Origin of the sequence: Bradyrhizobium sp. Mp19, from assembly GCF_029952935.1 — a bacterium.
Taxonomy (GTDB): domain Bacteria; phylum Pseudomonadota; class Alphaproteobacteria; order Rhizobiales; family Xanthobacteraceae; genus Bradyrhizobium; species Bradyrhizobium elkanii.
On sequence record NZ_JASAUT010000009.1, the window covers coordinates 1 to 19,878 of the forward strand.

Consider the following 19,878-nt stretch of genomic DNA (forward strand, 5'->3'; position numbering starts at 1 on the left):
TATCCGCTGCTCGATATCTGCGGGCTGCACGGCTGCCTCATCGCCGACCGTGATGGCGTCTATGACCCTGGCAGCGCGAATGGCCGACTGCTGCTCGGCCTAAAGGGGACGATATCGGAGCTCGAGCTCCATACAATTCGTAGTCGATTGACGGCTGGTCTTCTTGCCAAGGCGGAGCGCGGCGAGCTTGCGCTCACCTTACCGATCGGCCTTGTCCGCGATCCCTCTGGCGTCGTCGTCAAGGACCCGAACCTGGAAGTGCAGGAACGGCTCGAGCTGCTGTTCGAGACCTTCCTGAAACTGCGCACCATTGCCAAGGTCATGCGTGAGTTCAACGACCGTGGTCTGGAGCTGCCGCGCCGCGATCGTCACGGCGATCTGCATTGGGCGCGGGCGACGACAGCCGCGGTCGCGGCGATTCTGAAGAATCCTGCCTATGCGGGCGCCTTCGTTTACGGACGGACACGACTGCGCAAACCGTCGGAGGGAAGATTACCGACGAAGGCGCCGAAGCCGATCGAGCAGTGGCGGATCATCGTCAAGGACCGCTATCCTCCCTATATCGCTTGGCAAAGCTACGAGAAGATCAGGGGCATCGTCAGCGACAACCGAGCAGAATACATGCGCAACAAGACGAGGGGGGCCCCACGTGAGGGCGAACTACTGCTGCAAGGCATCGCATGGTGTGGAAGATGCGGTCACAAGATGTACGCGCGCTACAAGAGACGCGCCGAATACGTCTGCAATCACCTGCGTTCACATCAGGGGTTGCCGGCGTGCCAATACATCCGTGCTCCCCGCGTCGACGCCGCCGTGGCGCAAGCCTTCCTTACAGCGCTGGCGCCGGCCGAGATCGACGCGTTGTCGTGCGCTCGTCGCGCTCAGCAGCAGACGTACAAAGCAATACGAAGCAATGCCGAGCAGCAGCTCGAGCGGCGACGCTACGAAGCAGCACTCGCCGAACGTCAGTTCAACCGCGTCGATCCCGACAACCGGCTCGTCGCCGCCGAGCTCGAGCGCCGTTGGGAGGCGGCTCTGAAGGAGGCTCGAGCGGCAGAGGAGACCCTGGCCCGTTTAAAGTCTCCCCAGGCTATCGCTCAGATCACCTTTGGCAACAAGGCGCTGAACGACAAAGTCGTCCACCTCTCCGGCCGTCTGCCTGAGATCTGGACGGACTCAAGCACGACCGACGCGAAACGCAAGGCGCTGCTGCGCTGTCTCATTGACAAGGTGATTCTCGATCGTGGCGAGCACGACCTCGTCAAGGTGAGGATTGTGTGGCGCGGCGGAGCCGTCACCGAGATCGAGGTAAAGGTGCGCGTCAATTCAGTAGAGAATCTCACGCAGGGCGTGGAAATGCGAGAACGCGTCCTCGAGCTCGCCCGCACCAAGCTGCACGACGACGAGATCGCTGCCATATTGACGGGCGAAGGACACCGGTCACCAAAATGCCCAGACGGGGTGCTGCCGATCACTGTCCAGCGCATTCGCTTCCAGGCCGGCCTCAAAGGGCTTACCGAGCAACGCACGCGATGGCGGCATTCACCCGATTTGCTCAGCGCACAGGAACTCGCCGGCGTATTGAACATTCCCGTGAACTGGCTGTACGTTCAGATCAGGCAGGGCCGTCTTTTGATCGATCGTCACCCTTCGGGCGCGCACCTGTTCTCCAACACGTCGCGCGTGATTGAGGCTGTTCGAAAACTCCGCAATCACGAGCTCGATCATCTCGATCTCAGAATCACTGAGCCTCACGAGGAGGGGCATTCACATGGATAGTCGCTCGATGGCTCAGACTGGAAGCGTGTGCCGATGCGGGTTGTGGATCAGCCAGCACGAGCTGGTTGATCCGTATCAAGAGTAGTTCGTCACTCATGCGGAGTTGTTGTAGAATCACTCTGCATGAGTGATTTGCCTTCTGATCCAGCATTGCTCCGACAAGCCGTGATGGCGCTGTCGTCACGGCTTGCGGCGTTGTCGGCGGAATGCGGCACGCTGGCGGCCGAGCGTGATGCGGCGATTGCCCAACGCGACGCTGCGGTCCAGGAGAACGACAAGCTCCAGATAATCCTGTCCCAGTACAAGCGCACGATCTTCGGTCCCCGCTCTGAGACACTGGATCCCGGACAGCTGCCTCTCTTCGCCATCACGGCGCAGGCGGCTGGTCCAACGACGACGTTACCGGAGGCGGGCTGCCTGACGGAGCGGAGGGCCGTGGAAAGCGACCGGCGCGACGCAACCGGGGGAAGCTTCCGGAGCATTTGCCGCGCATCGACGTCGTGATCGATATCGAGAGCCACATCTGCCCTTGCTGCGGCGAGCGGCTGCACAAAATCGGGGAGACCGTCAAGGAAGCCTTCGACGTCATTCCGATGCAGTACCGGGTCAAGCGCATAGTGCGTCCGCGGTACGGCTGCCGGGGATGCCGCCAGGGTGTGCTGCAGGAACCCGCGCCGGCCCAGGCGATCGACGGCGGGATGGTGACGGAAGCCTTGCTGGCCCACATCGCGGTGATGAAATACGGCTACCAGCTGCCGCTGTATCGGCAGGAACAGATGTTCGCTGCGCAAGGCATCACGCTCGACCGGCAGACGCTGGCCTCGTGGATGGGGCGCGCCGCCTGGTGGCTGAAGCCGCTTCACACGCTGTTGCGCGACACAGTGATGTCCTACCCGCGGCTGTTTGCCGACGAGACGCCGCTGCCGGTTCTCGATCCCGGCCGTGGCCGGACCAAAGTCTGCCAGTTCTGGGCGATCGCCACCGATGACCGTCCGTGGGGTGGCCCGGCGCCGCCGGCGGTGGTCTACATGTTTGCCGAGGATCGCAAGGCGATCCGCGCCAAGCAGCTGTTCGGGGACTACCACGGCATCCTGCAGGTCGACGGTTATGCCGCCTACAAGGGCCTGATCAAGAACGGCGGCCATCTGGTGCAGCTGGCGTTCTGCTTCGCGCATGCGCGGCGGAAGTTCTGGGACGTTCACGTCGCGACCAAGTCGCCGATTGCCGCGGAAGCGCTGCGACGGATCGCGATGTTCTACGCCATTGAGGATCGCATCCGCGGTCTGCCGGCGGCGCATCGGGCTGCTATGCGGCAAAGCGACACCAGGCCGTTGATCGAGGACTTCAAACCCTGGCTTGAGGCGCGGCTGCTGGAAGTCTCGAAGAAGTCCGGTCTGGGTAAAGCCATCCGCTACACCCTCAACCATTGGGACGGCCTGACGCGCTTCATCGACGACGGACGCATTGAAATAGACAGCAATACGGTTGAGCGCAGCATCAAGCCGATAGGCCTGGGAAAGAAGAACTACTTGTTCGCCGGCAGTGAAGGCGGCGCCGAGACATGGGCCATTCTCGCCTCGCTCATCAACTCGGCAAAGCTGCAAGACATCGACCCGCGGCACTATCTGACCGATGTTCTCGAGCGCATCGTCTCCGGACGTACCAAGATCAATCAGCTGCACATGCTGCTGCCGTGGAATTGGAAGGCCGAGCGCGACAGTTCGCCGGCAAAGCTCGCCGCCTGATCAGTTCGACGGCAGGGCATCTGGAACTTCCTGCGCATCGCTGGTGTCGTCATAGATCTCCTCGCGGATCACACGCAGCGTCACCTCGTGCAGATAGACTTGCAGCGCCCTCTCCAGCTCGGTGAACTCCGGCAGCAGCACTTTGTCGACGAAGCCTCGTGACGCGCGGATCATCACCGTGTTGCGTCGCTGGCGGTGATAACGAAACGGCCGCAGCCCGCAGCGACGGCAAAGCGCCAAGAACAGGTGCCGCGACCATTGGTCGGGAAGTGAGAATTGCTGTTCGATCGGTGGATCGTGGCGAGCGAGTTCCTCGACCCGGGCACGCACCCGCCGCAGCGCGGCTTCCGCCGCAAGGCGCTCACCAGCAGTTCCCGCACCCACGAACAACGCCTCGATCTTCCGAAGCTTCTCGCGCAGCTGCGACTCGCTGGTCATTCTGATCCCCGTTGCCCGCTCCGAACCGGGATCACCCCATCACCGCGTGCTTGCGGCGTCAATCATCCCGACCGCGCTATCCAGAGCATTCCGCGCGAGTCAAGGCCCGGCACGGTGCGCTTCCCGTGACGCTCACCATCCTTGCCAGGCAAGCCAAAGCAGGTAGAGCGCCCAGCGAAGGGCTTCGTAAAGCGGGTTGGAGGCAGCCACGATAGCTGCAAGGCCGAGCGACGATGCGATCCCAACTCCAAACAAGCCGAAAGCAACACCGGCTGTTGCGGCAAGACCGGCCCTGCGTCCGGCCGACGCGGCCAGCACCGCGAGATAGCCCATGTTAGGTCCCGGGGTCAGTTCGATGAGCGTGACCGTGAGTGCGAAAGCAAAGAGAGAGTTTTCACCCATGGATCGATCCCTGCGCTTCCGAGGCGGGGTTGCCCTAGATGTTGGTCAGATGGCTTGATCTGGGTCAAATTGTCCGCGTCATGCCGCCTCTCTCGATTCCGAGCTGACATGAATGCAGTCGACAGAGGGCGCAACGACCGCGAGCTTCCGCAGGTAGCATTCGACGTGGGCAATCAGGGTAGCGGCCCCATCCTCGACGGCGATTCCCACATGAGCTGACAGCTCGCCGAATGATCCTGAGGCGAAAACCAGCGATTACAAAAGCTGCACGGCTTTTTGATCCAGATCAGCCTGGCCTTCCATTTTTGAATGATGCTGGCAGATCATCGCGTACACGAAGCTCTGGGGAGGTTGCCATGTTGGCTTTGGATGTCATGCGGACGTCTTTCTCGACGATCAAACCCGGCGCGCCATTGCTCGATGCCGTTCGTCTCTTGCTGGAAACTGGCCAGCGCGGCTTGCCTGTGCTCGATGGCTCAGGGGCGCTGATCGGTGTTATCTCTGAAGGAGACTTCCTTCACCGTCGCGAACTCGGCGTGCATTGGCCAGAGGGATTTTGGCTCGAATGGCTGTTGAGCAGAGAGGAGGGACGGCTGGTCCGCGAGCGGACCCGGGCCCTGAGCGTCGACGCTGTGATGAGCCGCAAGCCCGTTTGCGTCGACGAATGCGCGACTGTGGACGAGATCGTGGTCGAAATGGACAAGCATCAGATATCGCAAGTCATGGTGCTCCGGGGTATGCGTGTCGTCGGCATCGTTGGACGTGTGCAGCTGATCACCGCGCTTGAGCGGATACTCGCGCGATCCGAGGGTAACTGACGCGGAAGACCCCGGCAGGCGATTGCGGAGCGTGCGATTGATCCGGACGCGCTTCCGGTTGAGCGTAACAGCGGCGAGAAACTAGGCTCAGGTTGGCGCCTTGCCATCAAAGAAATCCCTGAATTGACCCTGCTCAAGGCGCCCGTGCAGCCGATTGCGGATGCTAGGCAATGCCCATCGAATGCCGACGAGGTTCGCCATGACTGACCGAATGAAGTTGCCGGCCGTCAAGCAACCGGTGAATTTTGAAGCAGATATTGGTAGGTCGAAGCCGACCGATCACCGCTGGCTACTGGATGCGTTGGAGGATGACGAGGTTCGTGAGGCCCTGAAGCACGATGCGGCGCTCACATCCTCCGAGGCGGACGGCGGGCCGGCGCATGACTGACGATCTGCCATCGACTCGTCCGAGCCCGAAGCCGGCTCACCATGTCGACAGGGCTGTGGTACTCCCGGGTGGGCAGCCCAACGGCGCCGAAGAGGACGGCCGTGCGCTTGGCGATCTGCGCAGCATCCTGCAATCGCCAAGCTATCGGGAGGCGAATCAGGACGAAGATTTCCCGCAGAGCGAAGCCACACGCGGCATTCGCCTCCAACTCGATTTCCTTAAGACGGAGACCCTGCTCCGGGAGCATCAGATCGCTCATACGATCGTTGTCTTTGGCAGCACTCGCATTTGCGAGGCGCAGGCGGCGCGCCGGACCGTCGCATCGATAGCCGATGCGCTCGCGTTGAATCCCGACGATGGCGGCTTGCAGCGCCGTCTCAAGACGGCACGGAGCCTTGCGGCGAAGACCAAGTATTACGGAATCGCACACGAGTTCGGACAGATCGTCGGTGCCGCGAGCGAAAAGGCCATCGGTGGCCGCCTCATGATCATGACCGGCGGTGGGCCGGGCATCATGGAAGCAGCTAACAGGGGCGCGCACGATGTCGGGGCCCAATCGATCGGACTGAACATTACCCTGCCGAAGGAGCAGGACCCTAACCCATATGTCACGCCCGAGCTCTGCTTCAGGTTCCACTATTTTGCGATGCGCAAATTGCATCTCCTGATGCGCGCCCGCGCGCTGGTGGCATTCCCGGGCGGCTTTGGCACGATGGACGAGCTGTTCGAAGTGCTGTCGTTGGCGCAAACCCGAAAGATCGCGCCGGTGCCGGTCGTGCTGGTCGGCGAGTCGTACTGGCGTCGCGCGTTTGATCCGGACTTCCTGGTCGGCGAGGGTGTCATCGATCCGGAAGACAGGGGCCTGTTTTGGTTTGCAGAGTCCGCCGAGGAAGCCTGGCATGGCATTCTGCGGTGGTACGAGACGGCCGGCCGCCCGCTTCTGCCGATCGGAGATGGCGCCTCACGGGGCAAGTCGATCAGTCAAGAGGGTAGATCGTGAAGTTATCCTTTCATGGCGCCGATCGCGCGGTGACCGGGTCCTGTCACCTGGTCGAATGCCTGAACCAACGCATTCTGATCGATTGCGGTCTTTTCCAGGGAAGCCGCGACCTGGTGGAAGAGAACGTCGCCGCCTTCGGGTTCGATCCTGCAACCATCGACTATGTCCTGCTGACCCATGCCCACCTGGACCACTGCGGCAGGATTCCATTGCTCGCGAAGCGAGGGTTCAGCGGTGAAGTGATCACGATTGCGGCCAGTCGCGAGCTGGCCCGCCTCGTGCTGGTCGATGCTGCGCATCTCCAGGAAGAAGACGCGCAGCGGAGAGCCCGCCAGTGGCGCAGGCGGGGGGAAGAAGAAGCGCCGTCGCCGCTCTACACCGTCGTCGACGCGCTCGAGTGCTTCGACCGGTTTGGAAGGACGGCTGAATATGGACAGCCGTTACAGCTCGCGGAGGGACTTCGCGCAACTTTCTTCGATGCCGGCCATATCCTGGGCTCTGCGAGCATCCTGATCGAGGCTGCCGAGCACGGCCGCACACGTTCGGTCTTGTTCTCGGGCGATCTCGGCAACGCCGGTCGTCCGCTGCTGCGGTTGCCGAGCCCTCCCGCTCGCGCCGACGTTGTCGTCATGGAATCGACGTATGGAGACAGGCGCCATCGGCCGCCGAAAGACTCGATCGAGGAGCTTTACGGCGCGATCAGCGGCACGCTGGCCCGCGGCGGCAACGTCATCATCCCGACCTTCGCGCTCGAGCGCGCCCAGGAGATCCTCTATGTCCTGCGTCAGGGGCTAGAGCGGAGCAGGCTGCCGCCGGCCATGCAGATCTTCCTGGACTCGCCGATGGCGATTTCGGCGACCGAAATATTCAAGCGGCATTCCGAATGGCTCAGCTCCGAGGCTGCCTCCATGTTTCGCGAAGGGCGGGATCCGCTGCATCCGGCAAACCTGCGTCTGGTCCGCGAGAGCGCCGATTCGGTTGCCATCAACAGGATAACCGGCGGCGCCGTCATCATGGCCGGGTCCGGGATGTGCACGGGCGGCAGAATTCGCCATCACCTCAGGCACAATATTTGGCGCAAGGAATCGGCGATCGTATTCGTCGGATACGCCGCCGCGGGAACGATCGCGCGGCAGATCATCGATGGGGCCAAGTCCGTGCGGCTGTTCGGCGAAGACATTGCGGTTCGCAGCACGATTTACACGATCAACGGATTTTCCGCGCACGCGGACCAGCAGGAGCTGCTGGCATGGCGACGCGCGATCGAGGGATGCGAAGCAACGTTCCTGGTCCATGGCGAAGAGCCCGCAATGCAGGCGCTCGCTGCGCACTTGGAGGGACGGCGGGTCGAGCTGCCGCGCCTGGGCGACGTGTTTGATCTCTAGATGGCCCGCGAAGGCGAGCCGGACAATGCGAGCCAAACAATCATTCTGAGCTGCTGGTTGCTTCAGCTCGCAGCCTTCACGTCCCTGGGAGATTCGACGTAGAGGCCGGTATAGGTATCCACGAAGCAGGGGTGATCGTACACCTTCTTGACGCCGGCGGTGTTCTCCGCGGCCACGATGGTTGCCTCACGCGCATGGTCGCTGGTGGCGATGCCATGCAGATGGACAACGCCGTTGCGGACGATCACCATCGATCTGTCGGACGATACGGTCACGGATATGGTAGTCGTCCGCGGTTGGATCCGGGATTTCGTGTGCCCCGCTCAAGTGGACGATGCCGTCCCGAACGATGACGCTGAGTCCAAGCGGGCACCAGGCGTTGCGTTCGATCTCGTCCAGAATGCGCTGCCGGATCTGGTCGTCGTTTTCGGTCGGATCAGGTACGTCGCGTGCAAGACTCGCCACCGTTCGCAGCAGGTTGCTGCGGGTGATAATGCCGACAAGTTTGCCGTCGCGAATCTCCGGCAGCCGCTTGACGTTGTTTTTCTCCATCAGTTCGACGAGCGTCGTCAGCGGCGCATCCTCGGCCACGGTGACCGGCGCACGCGTCATGATCTCAGAGACCTTGCGTCCATGCTCGGACACGTAGTCCTCGGCCCACTTTCCCGGTCCGAGAATGAAGGTCATCAACCAGTTGCGCTTCCGCTCGGTGCCGATCTCGCTGCGATGAAGAAAATCGCCTTCGGTGACGATGCCGGCGATCGCGCCGTCGCGATCGACCACCGGTAGCCCGCTCACATGGTGCCGAAGCATGATGTTTGCCGCGTCGAGGATGGTGCTGTCCGGCGTTGTCGAGGGCACCTTGCGAGCCATGATCTGGTGCGCGTACATCCGAATGTCTCGTGGTGTTCAGCCTAACTCCAGATGCGGTGGGACGCGTTGATCTGACGCAAGCGGTAAATTGGGTGCGGTTTGATCTGGCGCAAATGTCACGCGCGATCACCGGGTTACAAAGTGCGGGTCCTTGCAGGCCGAACACGCACGTCCTTCATAGAGGCCAGATCGTGTTGCCGGCTGCGTTGGATGAAGGGCGGCGTTCGCCGTTGCATCCCCGTCGGCGGAGCCGCCCTTTCCTGGACCGTTTGAATAGCGAAGACCGAGGGTCGCATGCAAAAGGACTATGCCGACATCTGCAAGCACATCTCCAACAATCTGGGCCAGTTGCGCAAGGGCATTCCTGAAACCATGCGAGCGTTCTCGGCCATGGCGCAGGCGGCCACCAGAAATGGCGCGCTCGATGCCCGAACCAAGGAATTGATCGCGCTCGCGCTGGGCGTTGCCGCGCACTGCGACGGCTGCATCGGCTTCCACGCCGAGGCCCTGGTCAAGCTTGGGGTCAGCCGCAAGGAGGTCGAGGAGACGCTCGGATTGGCGGTCTACATGGGCGGCGGACCGTCCTTGATGTATGCCGCCGACGCGTTGCAAGCTTACGACCAGTTTCAGGAGCGCGCGGTGGTTTCCGAGCCGGCGATGGATTGATCCGACGCCACGCGCCGTGGGGCGTTGGCGAACTGCTGGAAGGGACCGGAGCTGTCCTCCTTCGATAGCCGGGAGTTTGGTGCGATGTGCTCTGGAGATGGCAAGCGGCGGCTGCCGCAGCAACACGGGAATGGAGCCGTCACCGTTGCGCAGCCACGTCAGGCGGCGAAGAATGCCGATGAGGTGGCGCAGAAGAAGCCGCGTGCCCGAAAGCCTCAGGACGACGCTTCATATTGGGCGTCCCGCGCCGAGCGGACGAAGCGGCAGGCCGCGCGACATCAGGACCAGGCGACTCGCGATCATTTCATGAAGATCGCGGCCGGATATGAGGCGCTCGCCCGCTCGGCCCGCAGCGTCGGGCAGGATCGAGATTAGGCGGACGGCAGACGTAGAGCTTAGGGGACCGAGGCGAGCTTGAGCTGGCTCAACGTAGGCAGCGCCGCCATACGCGGCAATACATGATCATTTTAGCTTGGTGGAGCAGACACATGTTTTTGGCCAATGTCATGGTTTATGTCGACCCTCAGCAGCAGGACGAGGGACAGATTCGCGTCGCCGAAGGGATTGCGGACAAGTTTCACGCATCGATGATCGGCGTCTCAGCTTCCGCCATCGATCCGCCCTTCGTCGCCGAAGGGGTGATCATCGAGCAGACGACCGAAGATGACGTCAGGCGGATGCGGGCCGATCTCGCGGCGAAGGGCGAATGGTTCGGGAAGATCACGGGTCGGGAGCGTCACAAATTGGAGTGGCGGTGGGCGCTGGAATCCCCCACCGCGTTTCTCGCGGAGCAGGCGAGGGCGGCAGATCTGGTTGTCTTCAAGCGCCGGAAGGCCCAGTCCTACAATTTCCATTACCTCGATTCGGCCGAGGCCATCCTGCGGATGGGTCGTCCCACGCTGTCGGTGCCGGAAGGCGTAACCGGCTTGTCCGCCGATCGCATCGTCGTCGGGTGGAAGGACACCCGCGAGGCGCGTCTGGCGATTCGGGACGCGTTGCCCTTCCTGACCCGGGCTTCCAAAGTGACCGTCGCCGAAATCTGCACGTCGGACGAGCAGGACGCAGCGACCCGCCGCTTGCGCGATGTCGCGAGCTATCTCGAACGGCACAGCGTCAATTGCCAGTTCGACGTTCGCGTCCACACGGCCGAGCCGGACGCAGGGTACCTTGTCAGACTGGCAAAGAGCGAAGGCGCCGACCTCATCGTCACCGGAGGCTATGGACATAGCCGGCTCGGTGAATGGATGTTCGGCGGCATGACGCGGGGCTTGCTGCAGCAGGCTCCAATCTGCCTGCTGATGTCGCATTAGACCAGCCGTTCCAGGGCGCGGTGACGGTGGCATCTGAGGATGTTGGTCTTGCGGTCGCCATGGCCGTTTAGTGCCGCTCGGTGCGCGTCGGAGCAGCTCTGCCGTCTGAGGTTCGACAAATCGACAATCGCGGCGAAGTGCCAATGGTGCTGGTTGGCGATCTGCGCCGCGTGAATTGATCACGATCAAGGGCCGGGAGCCGGAGTGCGTTCAAAATGGAGCGGCATCGAAGGAGGCAGATTGCCATGACACGCAACGTCGGACTCATTGATCAGTACGCCCGGATCATCATCGGTCTGGCCGTGATCGCATATACCCTGAAGGACGGCTCCCTTGGAGCGGGATGGCTGGTCGCCGGGACTCTCGGATGCGTCCTGATCGCGACAGCGTTCTTCTCTTACTGTCCGCTCTACACATGGCTGGGAATCAACACTCGGCAGACGTCCAACTCGATCTAGAGATCTGACAAGATTAATGAATAAGAATCTCACCCTTGTCGAGTTGCGATCGCGACTCGATCGCCTCGGCGCAGGCGCTGTCTTGAGAATCTCTGATCGTGATTATGAGCGGTTGTTTGGGATCAACGAGGTCGCTGCCGCCAAGGCCGCACAGTTTGCCAGGAAGCATCGTTGCGTGAGCGTTCCGCGCGAAGATTCGGTGTACTTCCGAAAGTCGACCCCCGACGCGTATGGTTCAGCCGAACTGGTGCAGGACGGGCCTTCAATTTCCACCTGAACTGGAATTCCGCTCAACGAGACCTTCAGTCGAGAGTGATGATGGTCAGAAGCAGCTGGAAGATCTCCCAGCCGGCGGCGACCAGTAATGTCCCAACGATGAGCACACGGCCGTACCATGAGACAGTCGGATCGCTCCGACGCTTCCGGCGTCGAAGCTGATTGACCGTCGGCATCGATGTAAGGCTTGGAATGGCGTGAGCATGCCTATCGCTCGCGTCGCCAAGTCTCAGTTCGTTCCGTTGTCGTGATCGATCCATTTGTGGGCAAAGCCGTGCACTGTACCAGCACAACGATCGCATTCCAGGGACGAAAGACCTTGATGCGAATCAACTCCGGTCCACGGTTCGGTTGATGTGAGCGCCGTAGGTCATCCATTCAGTGCGGTACCCTTGGCAGGATATTGTCGCCTCAGCGCAGCGCGATTTGGCTCATATGTAGCGGCTGGAAGAGCAGGGCGCTTTCCGGTCTCCGCCATGACGAGGTAGCCGAGCGTTATCAGCGTGATCGCGCCTAGCAGCACAGGCGGCAGGTCCGCGAAACCGAACAAGGAACCGAACGGTCCCAGGGCCAGGAAGATCCCTGAAGCAAGCGCGCCCAGCGAGCCCAACCCCAGGATGAGGTGCGGGCGGCTGGCGCGCCACGGCGGCCGCCGCGAGCGGATCAGGAAGATCACGAGGATCTGCGTAGCGATCGATTCCAGGAACCAGCCGGTCTGGAACGCGGCGGCATCAGTATGGAAGACCTTCAGGAGAATGGTGAAAGTTGCGACGTCGAACAGCGATGAAATCGAGCCCATGACGAACGTGAACCGCAGGATATCAGCCATGTTCCATGATTGGGGTCTCTCGACATCCTCCTCATCGATCTCGTCAAACGGAATGCCGGTCTCGGAGAGATCGTAGAGCAGGTTGTTCAGGAGAATCTGCAGCGGCAACAGCGGCAGGAACGGCAGGGCAATGGATGCCAGCGCCATCGATAGCATGTTGCCGAAATTCGAGCTGGTTCCCATCCGGACATATTTCAGGATGTTTGCGAACGTTCGTCGTCCCTCGATCACGCCCGCACCCAGCACCGAGAGATCCGGCGCCAGCAGGATCATGTCCGCCGCCGCGCGTGCCACCTCGGTCGCGCCGGCGACGGAAATTCCGACATGGGCGGCGTGAATCGCCGGAGCGTCGTTCACGCCGTCGCCCATGAAGCCGACGACGTGACCGCGTTGACGCAAGGCCCGGATGATCCGCCTCTTCTGCTCGGGATCGATCCTGGCGAACAGGTCGACGTCCTCGATCTGCGCGGCGAGCGCCTGATCGCTCAGATTGGCGATCTCGCCGCCGGTCAGGATACGACCGGAGGGAAGACCGACGGCATCCGCGACATGCGCGACCACCGCAGGGTGGTCTCCGGAGAGCACCTTGATGCCGACGCCACGTGCCCTCAGGTCTCGGACCGAGTCGGCCGCATCGCGCTTGGGAGGGTCCGCGAACGCGCAGAAACCGACCACCGTCAGGACAGCTTCGTCCGCGGTCGTAACATTGGCCCGATCCGGCGCCATGGTTCGGATGGCGACGCCGAGCAGCCGAAAGCCCTGCCGGGCATGGTCATCCTGCAGGCGAACGAGCGCGGCACGGTGGCTGTCATCCAGCGGCCGGGCCAAGCCGTCGACCTCGACTGCAACCGCGCGGTCCATGATCGCTTCCGGCGCGCCCTTGACGATCAGGAACCGGTCGTTGTCCCGCATCGCAAGGACCGAGAGGCAGCGCCGCTCGAAGTCAAACGGAATCTCGGCGAGCCGGGTCCAGGCGCTGCTGCCCGGCGGGCTGTCTGCGGCAAGCAGCGCCTCATCCAGCGGGCTGTGAATGCCGGTCTGGAAGGCGCTGTTCAATCGAGCCAGCTCGAGCACCCGATCGCTGGGGCGTCCCGCAGGATCGAAATGTGCTGCGAGCGTGATCTTGGCTTCTGTCAGCGTGCCGGTCTTGTCGACGCATAACGTGTCCATCGCACCGAGATCGTGGATAGCAGACAGCCTCTTGACGATCACCTGCCGCTTCGCCATCCGCTGCGCTCCGCGCGCCAATGTCACCGTCATCACCATCGGCAAGAGCTCGGGCGTCAGGCCGACGGCGAGCGCGACGGCAAACAGGAATGATTCCATGGCCGGCCGATGTGCCACGAGGTGGGCGAGCAACACGAACAGCGTCAAAAAAAGCGTCAGCTTGAGGATGAGCAAGCCAAGCTTCTGTACACCTTGCTCAAGGGCGCTTGGGGGATCGTTCGCCAGCAGCTCGGCGCTGATCATGCCGAAGCGCGTACGGCGGCCAGTCTCGACGACGAGCATGACCCCGTTGCCGCCAACGACGCTGGTGCCGGCGAACAGCGCATTGCTCGCTTCCGCAGGCTGACTGGTCGCGCATGGCTCCGTCGTCTTCGCGGCAGGAAACGGCTCGCCGGTCATCAGGGCCTCGTTCAGCTGGAAATTGCGGGCCATGAGCGCGACCCCGTCGGCCGGCACGAGGTCGCCGGTCCGCAGCTCCACGACGTCTCCGGGCACGAGTTCGCTCACCGGCAACGCGACGATTGCGCCATCGCGAATGACATCGGCCTGGATGGCAACCGAGCGTCGCAACGCATCGGCGGCGACCTCCGCGCGGTGCTCCTGCACGATATCCAGCGTCAGTGACAGGCCCACCACGAGCGTGATGATCACAAAGCTCGCGAGGTCGCCGCTGAAGCCCGACACGGCCGCCGCCACGATCAGGATGGCAATCAGCGGGTTGACCAGACGATGTACGATCTTCTGCAGGATCGATCGCGTGCCCGATGGCTCTGCGAGGTTTGGGCCGATCCGGGCGAGCCGCTTTTCGGCCTCCTGTTGGCGCAGACCGCACCGCTGGGTGTCGAGCCTGCACAACAGCGCATCGGCCGGCTCCCGCCAGAACGCTTCAACGGCAGGCCCATACGCGGGCGGCTTGAGCGGCATGAGAATCTCGCGCTGCTGGAAAGAATTGGCAGCAAATCATACTGCAGCCTCGTAGGTGCGAGGTTGATGCGGCTCAAGCGACTCGGGGCGGTGTGCGACCCGTCTCCCTGGCGAGGTAAGTCTCGGGCAAAGCGAGGAAATTCTCGCTCCAAGGCAGGCGGGGCCGGGTCGAGCCACAGCCGCTGCTTGCTGGCCAGCGTGTGCGCGGCTAGGATTACTCTTTCAAAGCACGCGAATGGGTAGAAAACGCTGTCCCATGGAGCGATTTATTCACGACGAGAACCTGGCCTTGTTCAGGAAAAAGCTTGCAGATCCACAGCTGACGGACGAGGAACGCAAGGTCGTGCTCAAGCTGTTGGCCGATGAAGAAGCGAGACAGATTGCGTCTCAAGGCACGGCAGAAGATCGCAGGCCGGATTGATGCAGATCAAGTCCGATGCCCGGGCAATCTGCTTTGCTTGGATGCGCAGATCCCCTAACTGCGTAGAGCAGCCCCACTGAAGCTGCCGGCTGGCCTAAGCTGCCGGCTTCTTTGGGCGGGCCGCGATCGGAGACCCGCAGGATGGTGTTCCGGTCCGTGATCGGATCGGACTGGAGTTTCTGAACGCCGCCGCTGCGATCACGCACAGGAAGCAGGATTCGAACCGAGGAGCCGGCTGGCAACGTCGATCGTCACGTTGTGGTCATCGACGGGTCGGGCAAGGAAATTCACCGGGAGGCGATCTATCTCGTCTAGGGACTGGCGCATAGTCTGTCGATGCAAGGCAGGCGCCATTGGCGCGATCATCGGCGCCTTTGCATGCTTACAAGGGTTGATCGTCTTCGGTCGAAGGCTCTTGCTCTAACGAGACAAAGTCGCCGCCGCCATAGTCCTCTTCCGCCGGCGGGTAGGCCATTTTTACCAGTTGGTCTTCGACCCGCTTCACGCCCGAGACGTTTTCCGCAGCAACGATCGCTGCTTTGTGCGCATTATCGCTCCGGATGCTGCCGCGTAGGCTGACGATCCCGTCATTTACGCTGACGTCCAGTGCAGCGGGTCGCCAAGGCGCATGCGCAAATGCCGCAATGACCGACGCACGGATCTGATCGTCATTGCCGGAAATGGAAGACCATTCGAGGCGAAGCCTTGCGATTGCCGTCATGAAATCCGTGCGCGTGACCATCCTATCGCGCATGACCGGGAATCGCGTGACGCCGTGCGATTCCATGAGCTGGACGACCTGCTCAAGCGATGTGTCCTCCTCGACGGTGATTGGGTCGGGCGACATGATCTGACTGACCTTGCGGCCATGTTGGCGCGCGAAGTCGAGTGCAACCTGGTTCGTGCCCGCGAGCATCGCAAGCCAGCGGCCGCGGCGCTTCTCCGTTCCAACTCCCACGCGCCGGATGAAATCTCCGTCCGACAGGATTCCGATGAGCGCTCCGTCTTGATCGATGACAGGAAGGCCACTGATGTGATGGGACAGCATGGTCTTGATGGCATCGATCACCGATGCATCGCCATCGATTGTGATGACGTTCCGTGACATGATCTCCCGTACGCGCACAGCGTAGATCCTCCGACTCGAACTGATCCAGCTAACTCTCGGAAGGAACAACGTGTGTTGATCCTTATCAATCGGACGGTCGTGCAACTGCGCTGATATGTTAAACAGTGCGGCAGGCAATGGGCAAGCCGACAGCTGGTAATGGTCTCATGCTTTCTGACTGTTCGACCGGTCCCTTGAACGGCAAGAGTCTTCACCGGAACCCCGCGCTCCTGACCGTTCATCCCGGGAAGGACGACAGCGTGCCTTTGGACCGCGATCTCCGGCTGGATCTATGCCGAGGTCTTGCGCTCTGGTGCGTCTTCCTCGATCACATCCCCAAGAATGTCTTCAGCTGGTTGACCTTGCGCCATTATGGCTTCAGCGATGCGACCGAAGTCTTCATGTTCGTGTCCGGCGTGACATGTGCGCTGAGCTACAGCAGCGTCCGCCGTCGCGATGGGTGGGCTACAGTCCTCGCACATACGCTGCTGCGAAGCTGGGAGATCTATGCGGCCTTTCTCATCCTGACCATCGCGCTTGCCATCGTTGCGTACAGCTCAGGCAGCAACCGGCTGGCGGACGAAGCCAACGTGAAGATCCTGCTGCAAGAGCCGGGTGCTGCGCTGGCCCACGCCGCCATCCTGATGTATCGCCCCGTAAATACGGATGTCCTGCCGACCTTCGTGCTGTTTCATCTATCGTTTGCGCCTGCCCTCTGGGGAATATCGAAGTTTCCTGGTGCGTCCCTGCTGATCTCCGCGTTCCTCTATGCGCTGGTCCAATTGTACGGCTGGAACTTGCCGCAGTGGCCGGTCAATCTGTGGTACTTCAATCCGTTTGCCTGGCAGCTTCTGGTCGTTCTCGGGGCGTGGTGGGCGATCCGGGGCTATCGAATGTTTGGGCGGAAAATCGCGTCGTGGCCCGTCGTCGCACTTGCGATAGCGTACCTCGGCTTTGGTCTTGTGATCACATTGAGCTGGCAGATCGAGCCATTGGCGGCCGCGGTTCCCAGCTATATTGCGCGGTTGATCTATCCGATCGACAAGCCGGATCTGGACCCGCTGCGGCTCCTGCATTTTCTGGCAATTGCCGTCGTCGTGGCGAGGTTCGTGCCGCCGAATTGGCGAGGACTTGCCAGGGGCGGCCTGAGGGGCGCAATTCGTTGCGGCGAGCGTTCGCTCGAAACCTATTGTGCAGCTGTCGTGCTCTCCCTGTTGGCGAGTTTGTATCTCATCGAAGTGTCCGACAGCATTGCGGCGCAGTTTCTGACGAGCGCCGCAGGGATCGCGGCGCTCGTTCTGTTTGCGACATGCCTGGCCTGGATCGGTAAACGAAGCCGCCAACATCCGAAACTGCTGTAGACGGCGGACCGGTTCCGCCGGTCGGAATCTAGACCGCTCGGCTATGCCGGTTCGTGGCGCGACCAAGGTGAGCGTCGAACGCCGAGGCGACGCTTCGGACCAGGAACTCCGCATCATCGTTGATCAGGAGCCGGTCACCTCTCATCGTCACCGCGCCGTCCGCGATCAGCCTGTCGAGCCGGGAACGATCGACGACGGCCGAACCAGGATCCCAGCGGTGCCGGCGGCACATTCCCGGCAGGTCGACGGCCATGTCGCACATGATGCGCTCGATGATGTCGGCTCGGAAACGGTCCTCCGCCGTCAGCATGTAGCCCTTGACGGTGGCAAGCCGGTCCTCGGCGATGCGCGCAAGGTAGTCGCGTGTCGCGACTGCATTCTGCACGAAGCCCTGCGGCACGCGGCCGATTGCGCTGGCGCCGAGACCAATCAGGGTCTCGGCAGAATCGTCCGTGTAGCCCTGGAAGTTACGCCGCAGCCGGCCCTCGCGCTTTGCGATGGCCAGATTGTCGCCGGGGAGCGCGAAATGGTCGAGGCCGATGCGGATGTATCCGGCGTCGGTCAGCGCCTGCGCGACTGCCTCGGACTGACGATGCCGCTCGAGGCTATCCGGCAGCGACGCCCCGTCGATCATGCGCTGGTGCTTCTTGAAGGAGGGAATATGGGCGTATCCGAACACGGAAAACCGGTCGGGCCGCAGCGCGACGCATGTGTCGACGGTATCCAGGCAGGAAGCGACAGTCTGAGCGGGCAGGCCGTAGAGCAGGTCGAAGTTGATGCGGCCGACGCCGGCACGGCGCAGCCGCTCGACCGCTTCCGCGGTCTGCTCAAGGCTCTGCGACCGATTGATGGCGTGCTGGACGACAGGATCGAAGCTCTGGACGCCAAGGCTCGCGCGGTTGACGCCGCTGTAGCCCAATGCTTCCGCCATCGGCTCGGTCAGGGTGCGTGGATCGATCTCGACGGCGATCTCGGCGTCGGGCTGCACGAAGAACGAGTAGCGTAGCGCGCTGACGAGGTCGGCAAAGGCTTCTGGCGTCATGATCGTCGGAGTGCCGCCACCGAAATGGATGTGGGAGACGGGCAATCGCTGACCGACCGCTTCCGCAACGAGATGCGCTTCGGTGCGAAGGCCGGCGGCGTAAACGACGACCGGTTCGTCGCGGCTGGTGATGGAGGTGTGGCACCCGCAGTACCAGCACATCGACCGGCAAAACGGCACATGCAGATAGATCGAGGCTGGCCGCCGAGCTGGAACTGACTTGAGCCATGCCCCGTAATCAACGTCGCCGACCGCCGCAGAAAAATGCGGAGCCGTGGGGTAGCTGGTGTAGCGCGGGAGCCTGTCCTGCCCATAGGTGATCGCCAGGTTCGACCGCATGCTATTCTTTGCCTCTCACTTGCGGCCGATTATCGAAGCCTGGCACGCCCTTCGCTTACGCCGCCATGTTCCGGTTCGATATCGCGCGGTTGCGCAGTTCCACCCGACGCGAGGTCGGAAGGGAGATCACGCCGTTCTGCTCGAGCTGGGTGAAGGTGCGTGACACCGTTTCGATCGTCAGACCGAGATAGTCGGCGATATCCTGCCGCGACATCGGAAGCTCGATCGCCGCATTCTTGACGGCGCGGCGCGCCATGTCGTGGAGGAAGCCGACGACACGATCTTCAGCGCTGCAGATCAGCAGCATCAGATGCTCCTGGAAGCGACGCAGTTCCTGGGCCGTCGCATCCCAGAGTTGGCGTGCCAGATCCTTTTCGTGGGTCGCACGGACCATGAGCGCGGCGCGCTTGACCACGATGACCCGCGTCTCGGAGACGGCCTCGGCCGAGGAGATATGGGTCTCGCCGGCCTCGAAGCCGAAAATATCCCCGGGCAGATAGAATGCGCCGATCTGGCGACGTCCGTCTTCCAGAATCTTGTAGGTTCGGACGGCGCCGGAAACGACCTGATAGAGGTATTCCGCGGCCTCGTCCTCGCCGTAAATTTCGCTGTTGCGGGCGAACCGCATCGGCGTCCCAACCATGCCGAAGGGTCCTTCAACGCGCGCCTGCCGGCTGAGGATGCTGGTCGGGTGATGGCTGTTCTCGAAAGAAATGGCGTTCTGGGTCTGCATGGCGACGCTCCATGAATGGGAAGATCGATGGAGGCAGATTGATCGCATCTCGTGGATCGGGAAATTTGGATATTTCCCCTAAGTAGAAGCCACTTACGTATTTGTACGTAGCTCCGGGAATGCAGAGCAATAAACGGTGGCCGCACGGCGAGACATCAGTGTCTCGGCGCGCGAGGCAAAAAGCGCTGCTAGGTCCCGTTCTTATCGGGATAGGCAGCGCGTGTGCTGGCTCCATTCCCGTCCTGTTCCCGAAGCCAGCGCGTCGTGCTGCGATCGGTCACGGCGAGCACGAGCGCAAAGATCGCGAAGATGAGACAGACGGCTGTGACGACAAGCAGTGTACTGATTGCCATGTT

General features: G+C 62.0%; 23 protein-coding genes. 14 read left to right on the forward strand and 9 right to left on the reverse strand.

Going from position 1 to position 19,878, the window contains the following annotated elements; genetic code table 11:
- The 3 genes from QJT82_RS13570 to QJT82_RS13580 all read left to right on the forward strand — a co-directional run.
- A partial coding sequence (locus tag QJT82_RS13570; protein ID WP_281446642.1) for a recombinase family protein occupies positions 1-1,779 on the forward strand: 1,779 nt, incomplete at its 5' end.
- Between the two features lie 123 nt (positions 1,780-1,902).
- Entirely contained in the window at positions 1,903-2,283 is a 381-nt protein-coding gene (locus QJT82_RS13575; RefSeq protein WP_264641786.1) for a hypothetical protein, read from the forward strand.
- Positions 2,262-3,524: an IS66 family transposase gene (locus QJT82_RS13580; RefSeq protein WP_264641787.1), complete on the forward strand. Its 1,263-nt coding sequence runs from the start codon at positions 2,262-2,264 to the stop codon at positions 3,522-3,524. The genes QJT82_RS13575 and QJT82_RS13580 overlap by 22 nt, the downstream gene beginning before the upstream one ends.
- On the opposite strand, the gene QJT82_RS13585 is transcribed toward QJT82_RS13580, so the two are convergent.
- Both QJT82_RS13585 and QJT82_RS13590 read right to left on the reverse strand, forming a co-directional pair.
- Positions 3,525-3,962, reverse strand: a complete 438-nt coding sequence (locus QJT82_RS13585) for a hypothetical protein (RefSeq protein ID WP_028339957.1) — start codon at positions 3,960-3,962, stop codon at positions 3,525-3,527.
- A 132-nt stretch (positions 3,963-4,094) separates the two neighbouring features.
- Entirely contained in the window at positions 4,095-4,364 is a 270-nt protein-coding gene (locus QJT82_RS13590) for a LysE family transporter (RefSeq protein WP_051447787.1), read from the reverse strand.
- Positions 4,365-4,720: 356 nt separating this feature from the next.
- Between QJT82_RS13590 and QJT82_RS13595 the strand changes: the two genes are divergently transcribed.
- From QJT82_RS13595 to QJT82_RS13610, 4 genes are all read left to right on the forward strand, one after another.
- Positions 4,721-5,182 (forward strand): CBS domain-containing protein, encoded by a 462-nt coding sequence (locus tag QJT82_RS13595; RefSeq protein WP_018268815.1) that lies wholly within the window; start codon positions 4,721-4,723, stop codon positions 5,180-5,182.
- A gap of 199 nt (positions 5,183-5,381) precedes the next feature.
- Positions 5,382-5,570: a hypothetical protein gene (locus QJT82_RS13600; RefSeq protein ID WP_129964714.1), complete on the forward strand. Its 189-nt coding sequence runs from the start codon at positions 5,382-5,384 to the stop codon at positions 5,568-5,570.
- Positions 5,563-6,570: an LOG family protein gene (locus QJT82_RS13605; RefSeq protein ID WP_051447788.1), complete on the forward strand. Its 1,008-nt coding sequence runs from the start codon at positions 5,563-5,565 to the stop codon at positions 6,568-6,570. The genes QJT82_RS13600 and QJT82_RS13605 overlap by 8 nt, the downstream gene beginning before the upstream one ends.
- Positions 6,567-7,955 (forward strand): MBL fold metallo-hydrolase, encoded by a 1,389-nt coding sequence (locus QJT82_RS13610; RefSeq protein ID WP_028339959.1) that lies wholly within the window; start codon positions 6,567-6,569, stop codon positions 7,953-7,955. The genes QJT82_RS13605 and QJT82_RS13610 overlap by 4 nt, the downstream gene beginning before the upstream one ends.
- Before the next feature lie 62 nt (positions 7,956-8,017).
- On the opposite strand, the gene QJT82_RS13615 is transcribed toward QJT82_RS13610, so the two are convergent.
- Both QJT82_RS13615 and QJT82_RS13620 read right to left on the reverse strand, forming a co-directional pair.
- Positions 8,018-8,206, reverse strand: coding sequence for a BON domain-containing protein (locus tag QJT82_RS13615; RefSeq protein ID WP_028339960.1), 189 nt, complete (start codon positions 8,204-8,206; stop codon positions 8,018-8,020).
- On the reverse strand, positions 8,142-8,846 hold the full coding sequence (locus QJT82_RS13620) for a CBS domain-containing protein (protein WP_028339961.1): 705 nt from the start codon (positions 8,844-8,846) through the stop codon (positions 8,142-8,144). Before QJT82_RS13620 ends, QJT82_RS13615 begins: the two co-directional genes overlap by 65 nt.
- Positions 8,847-9,122: 276 nt before the next feature.
- Between QJT82_RS13620 and QJT82_RS13625 the strand changes: the two genes are divergently transcribed.
- The 5 genes from QJT82_RS13625 to QJT82_RS13645 all read left to right on the forward strand — a co-directional run bounded on the left by QJT82_RS13625 (position 9,123) and on the right by QJT82_RS13645 (position 11,539).
- Positions 9,123-9,494, forward strand: a complete 372-nt coding sequence (locus QJT82_RS13625; protein ID WP_028339962.1) for a carboxymuconolactone decarboxylase family protein — start codon at positions 9,123-9,125, stop codon at positions 9,492-9,494.
- A gap of 84 nt (positions 9,495-9,578) precedes the next feature.
- Positions 9,579-9,869, forward strand: a complete 291-nt coding sequence (locus QJT82_RS13630) for a hypothetical protein (protein WP_129964731.1) — start codon at positions 9,579-9,581, stop codon at positions 9,867-9,869.
- Between the two features lie 113 nt (positions 9,870-9,982).
- A complete protein-coding gene (locus tag QJT82_RS13635; RefSeq protein WP_028339964.1) occupies positions 9,983-10,804 on the forward strand; it encodes a universal stress protein in 822 nt (273 codons plus the stop codon).
- Positions 10,805-11,049: 245 nt separating this feature from the next.
- The gene (locus QJT82_RS13640) at positions 11,050-11,262 is read left to right on the forward strand and encodes a DUF2892 domain-containing protein (protein ID WP_028339965.1); all 213 of its coding nucleotides are present in this window, start codon (positions 11,050-11,052) and stop codon (positions 11,260-11,262) included.
- Positions 11,263-11,278: 16 nt separating this feature from the next.
- Positions 11,279-11,539, forward strand: a complete 261-nt coding sequence (locus tag QJT82_RS13645; RefSeq protein ID WP_028339966.1) for a hypothetical protein — start codon at positions 11,279-11,281, stop codon at positions 11,537-11,539.
- A 369-nt stretch (positions 11,540-11,908) separates the two neighbouring features.
- Here the strand turns inward: QJT82_RS13645 and mgtA are convergent, their stop codons facing one another.
- The gene (gene mgtA / locus QJT82_RS13650; RefSeq protein WP_264641788.1) at positions 11,909-14,518 is read right to left on the reverse strand and encodes a magnesium-translocating P-type ATPase; all 2,610 of its coding nucleotides are present in this window, start codon (positions 14,516-14,518) and stop codon (positions 11,909-11,911) included.
- Positions 14,519-14,774: 256 nt separating this feature from the next.
- Here mgtA and QJT82_RS13655 point away from each other — a divergent pair, with 256 nt between their 5' ends.
- Complete coding sequence (locus tag QJT82_RS13655) at positions 14,775-14,939, forward strand: hypothetical protein (RefSeq protein ID WP_172646738.1); 165 nt, start codon at positions 14,775-14,777, stop codon at positions 14,937-14,939.
- Between the two features lie 382 nt (positions 14,940-15,321).
- Here the strand turns inward: QJT82_RS13655 and QJT82_RS13660 are convergent, their stop codons facing one another.
- The gene (locus tag QJT82_RS13660; RefSeq protein ID WP_051447789.1) at positions 15,322-16,047 is read right to left on the reverse strand and encodes a CBS domain-containing protein; all 726 of its coding nucleotides are present in this window, start codon (positions 16,045-16,047) and stop codon (positions 15,322-15,324) included.
- 137 nt (positions 16,048-16,184) lie between these two features.
- Between QJT82_RS13660 and QJT82_RS13665 the strand changes: the two genes are divergently transcribed.
- Positions 16,185-17,408 (forward strand): OpgC domain-containing protein, encoded by a 1,224-nt coding sequence (locus tag QJT82_RS13665; RefSeq protein WP_244980968.1) that lies wholly within the window; start codon positions 16,185-16,187, stop codon positions 17,406-17,408.
- Between the two features lie 28 nt (positions 17,409-17,436).
- On the opposite strand, the gene hemN is transcribed toward QJT82_RS13665, so the two are convergent.
- The 3 genes from hemN to QJT82_RS13680 form a co-directional block, all read right to left on the reverse strand.
- Positions 17,437-18,789: an oxygen-independent coproporphyrinogen III oxidase gene (gene hemN, locus QJT82_RS13670; protein WP_028339970.1), complete on the reverse strand. Its 1,353-nt coding sequence runs from the start codon at positions 18,787-18,789 to the stop codon at positions 17,437-17,439.
- Between the two features lie 55 nt (positions 18,790-18,844).
- Positions 18,845-19,522 (reverse strand): helix-turn-helix domain-containing protein, encoded by a 678-nt coding sequence (locus tag QJT82_RS13675; RefSeq protein WP_028339971.1) that lies wholly within the window; start codon positions 19,520-19,522, stop codon positions 18,845-18,847.
- A gap of 188 nt (positions 19,523-19,710) precedes the next feature.
- On the reverse strand, positions 19,711-19,875 hold the full coding sequence (locus QJT82_RS13680) for a hypothetical protein (RefSeq protein WP_155258421.1): 165 nt from the start codon (positions 19,873-19,875) through the stop codon (positions 19,711-19,713).
- Between the last annotated feature and the right edge of the window lie 3 nt (positions 19,876-19,878).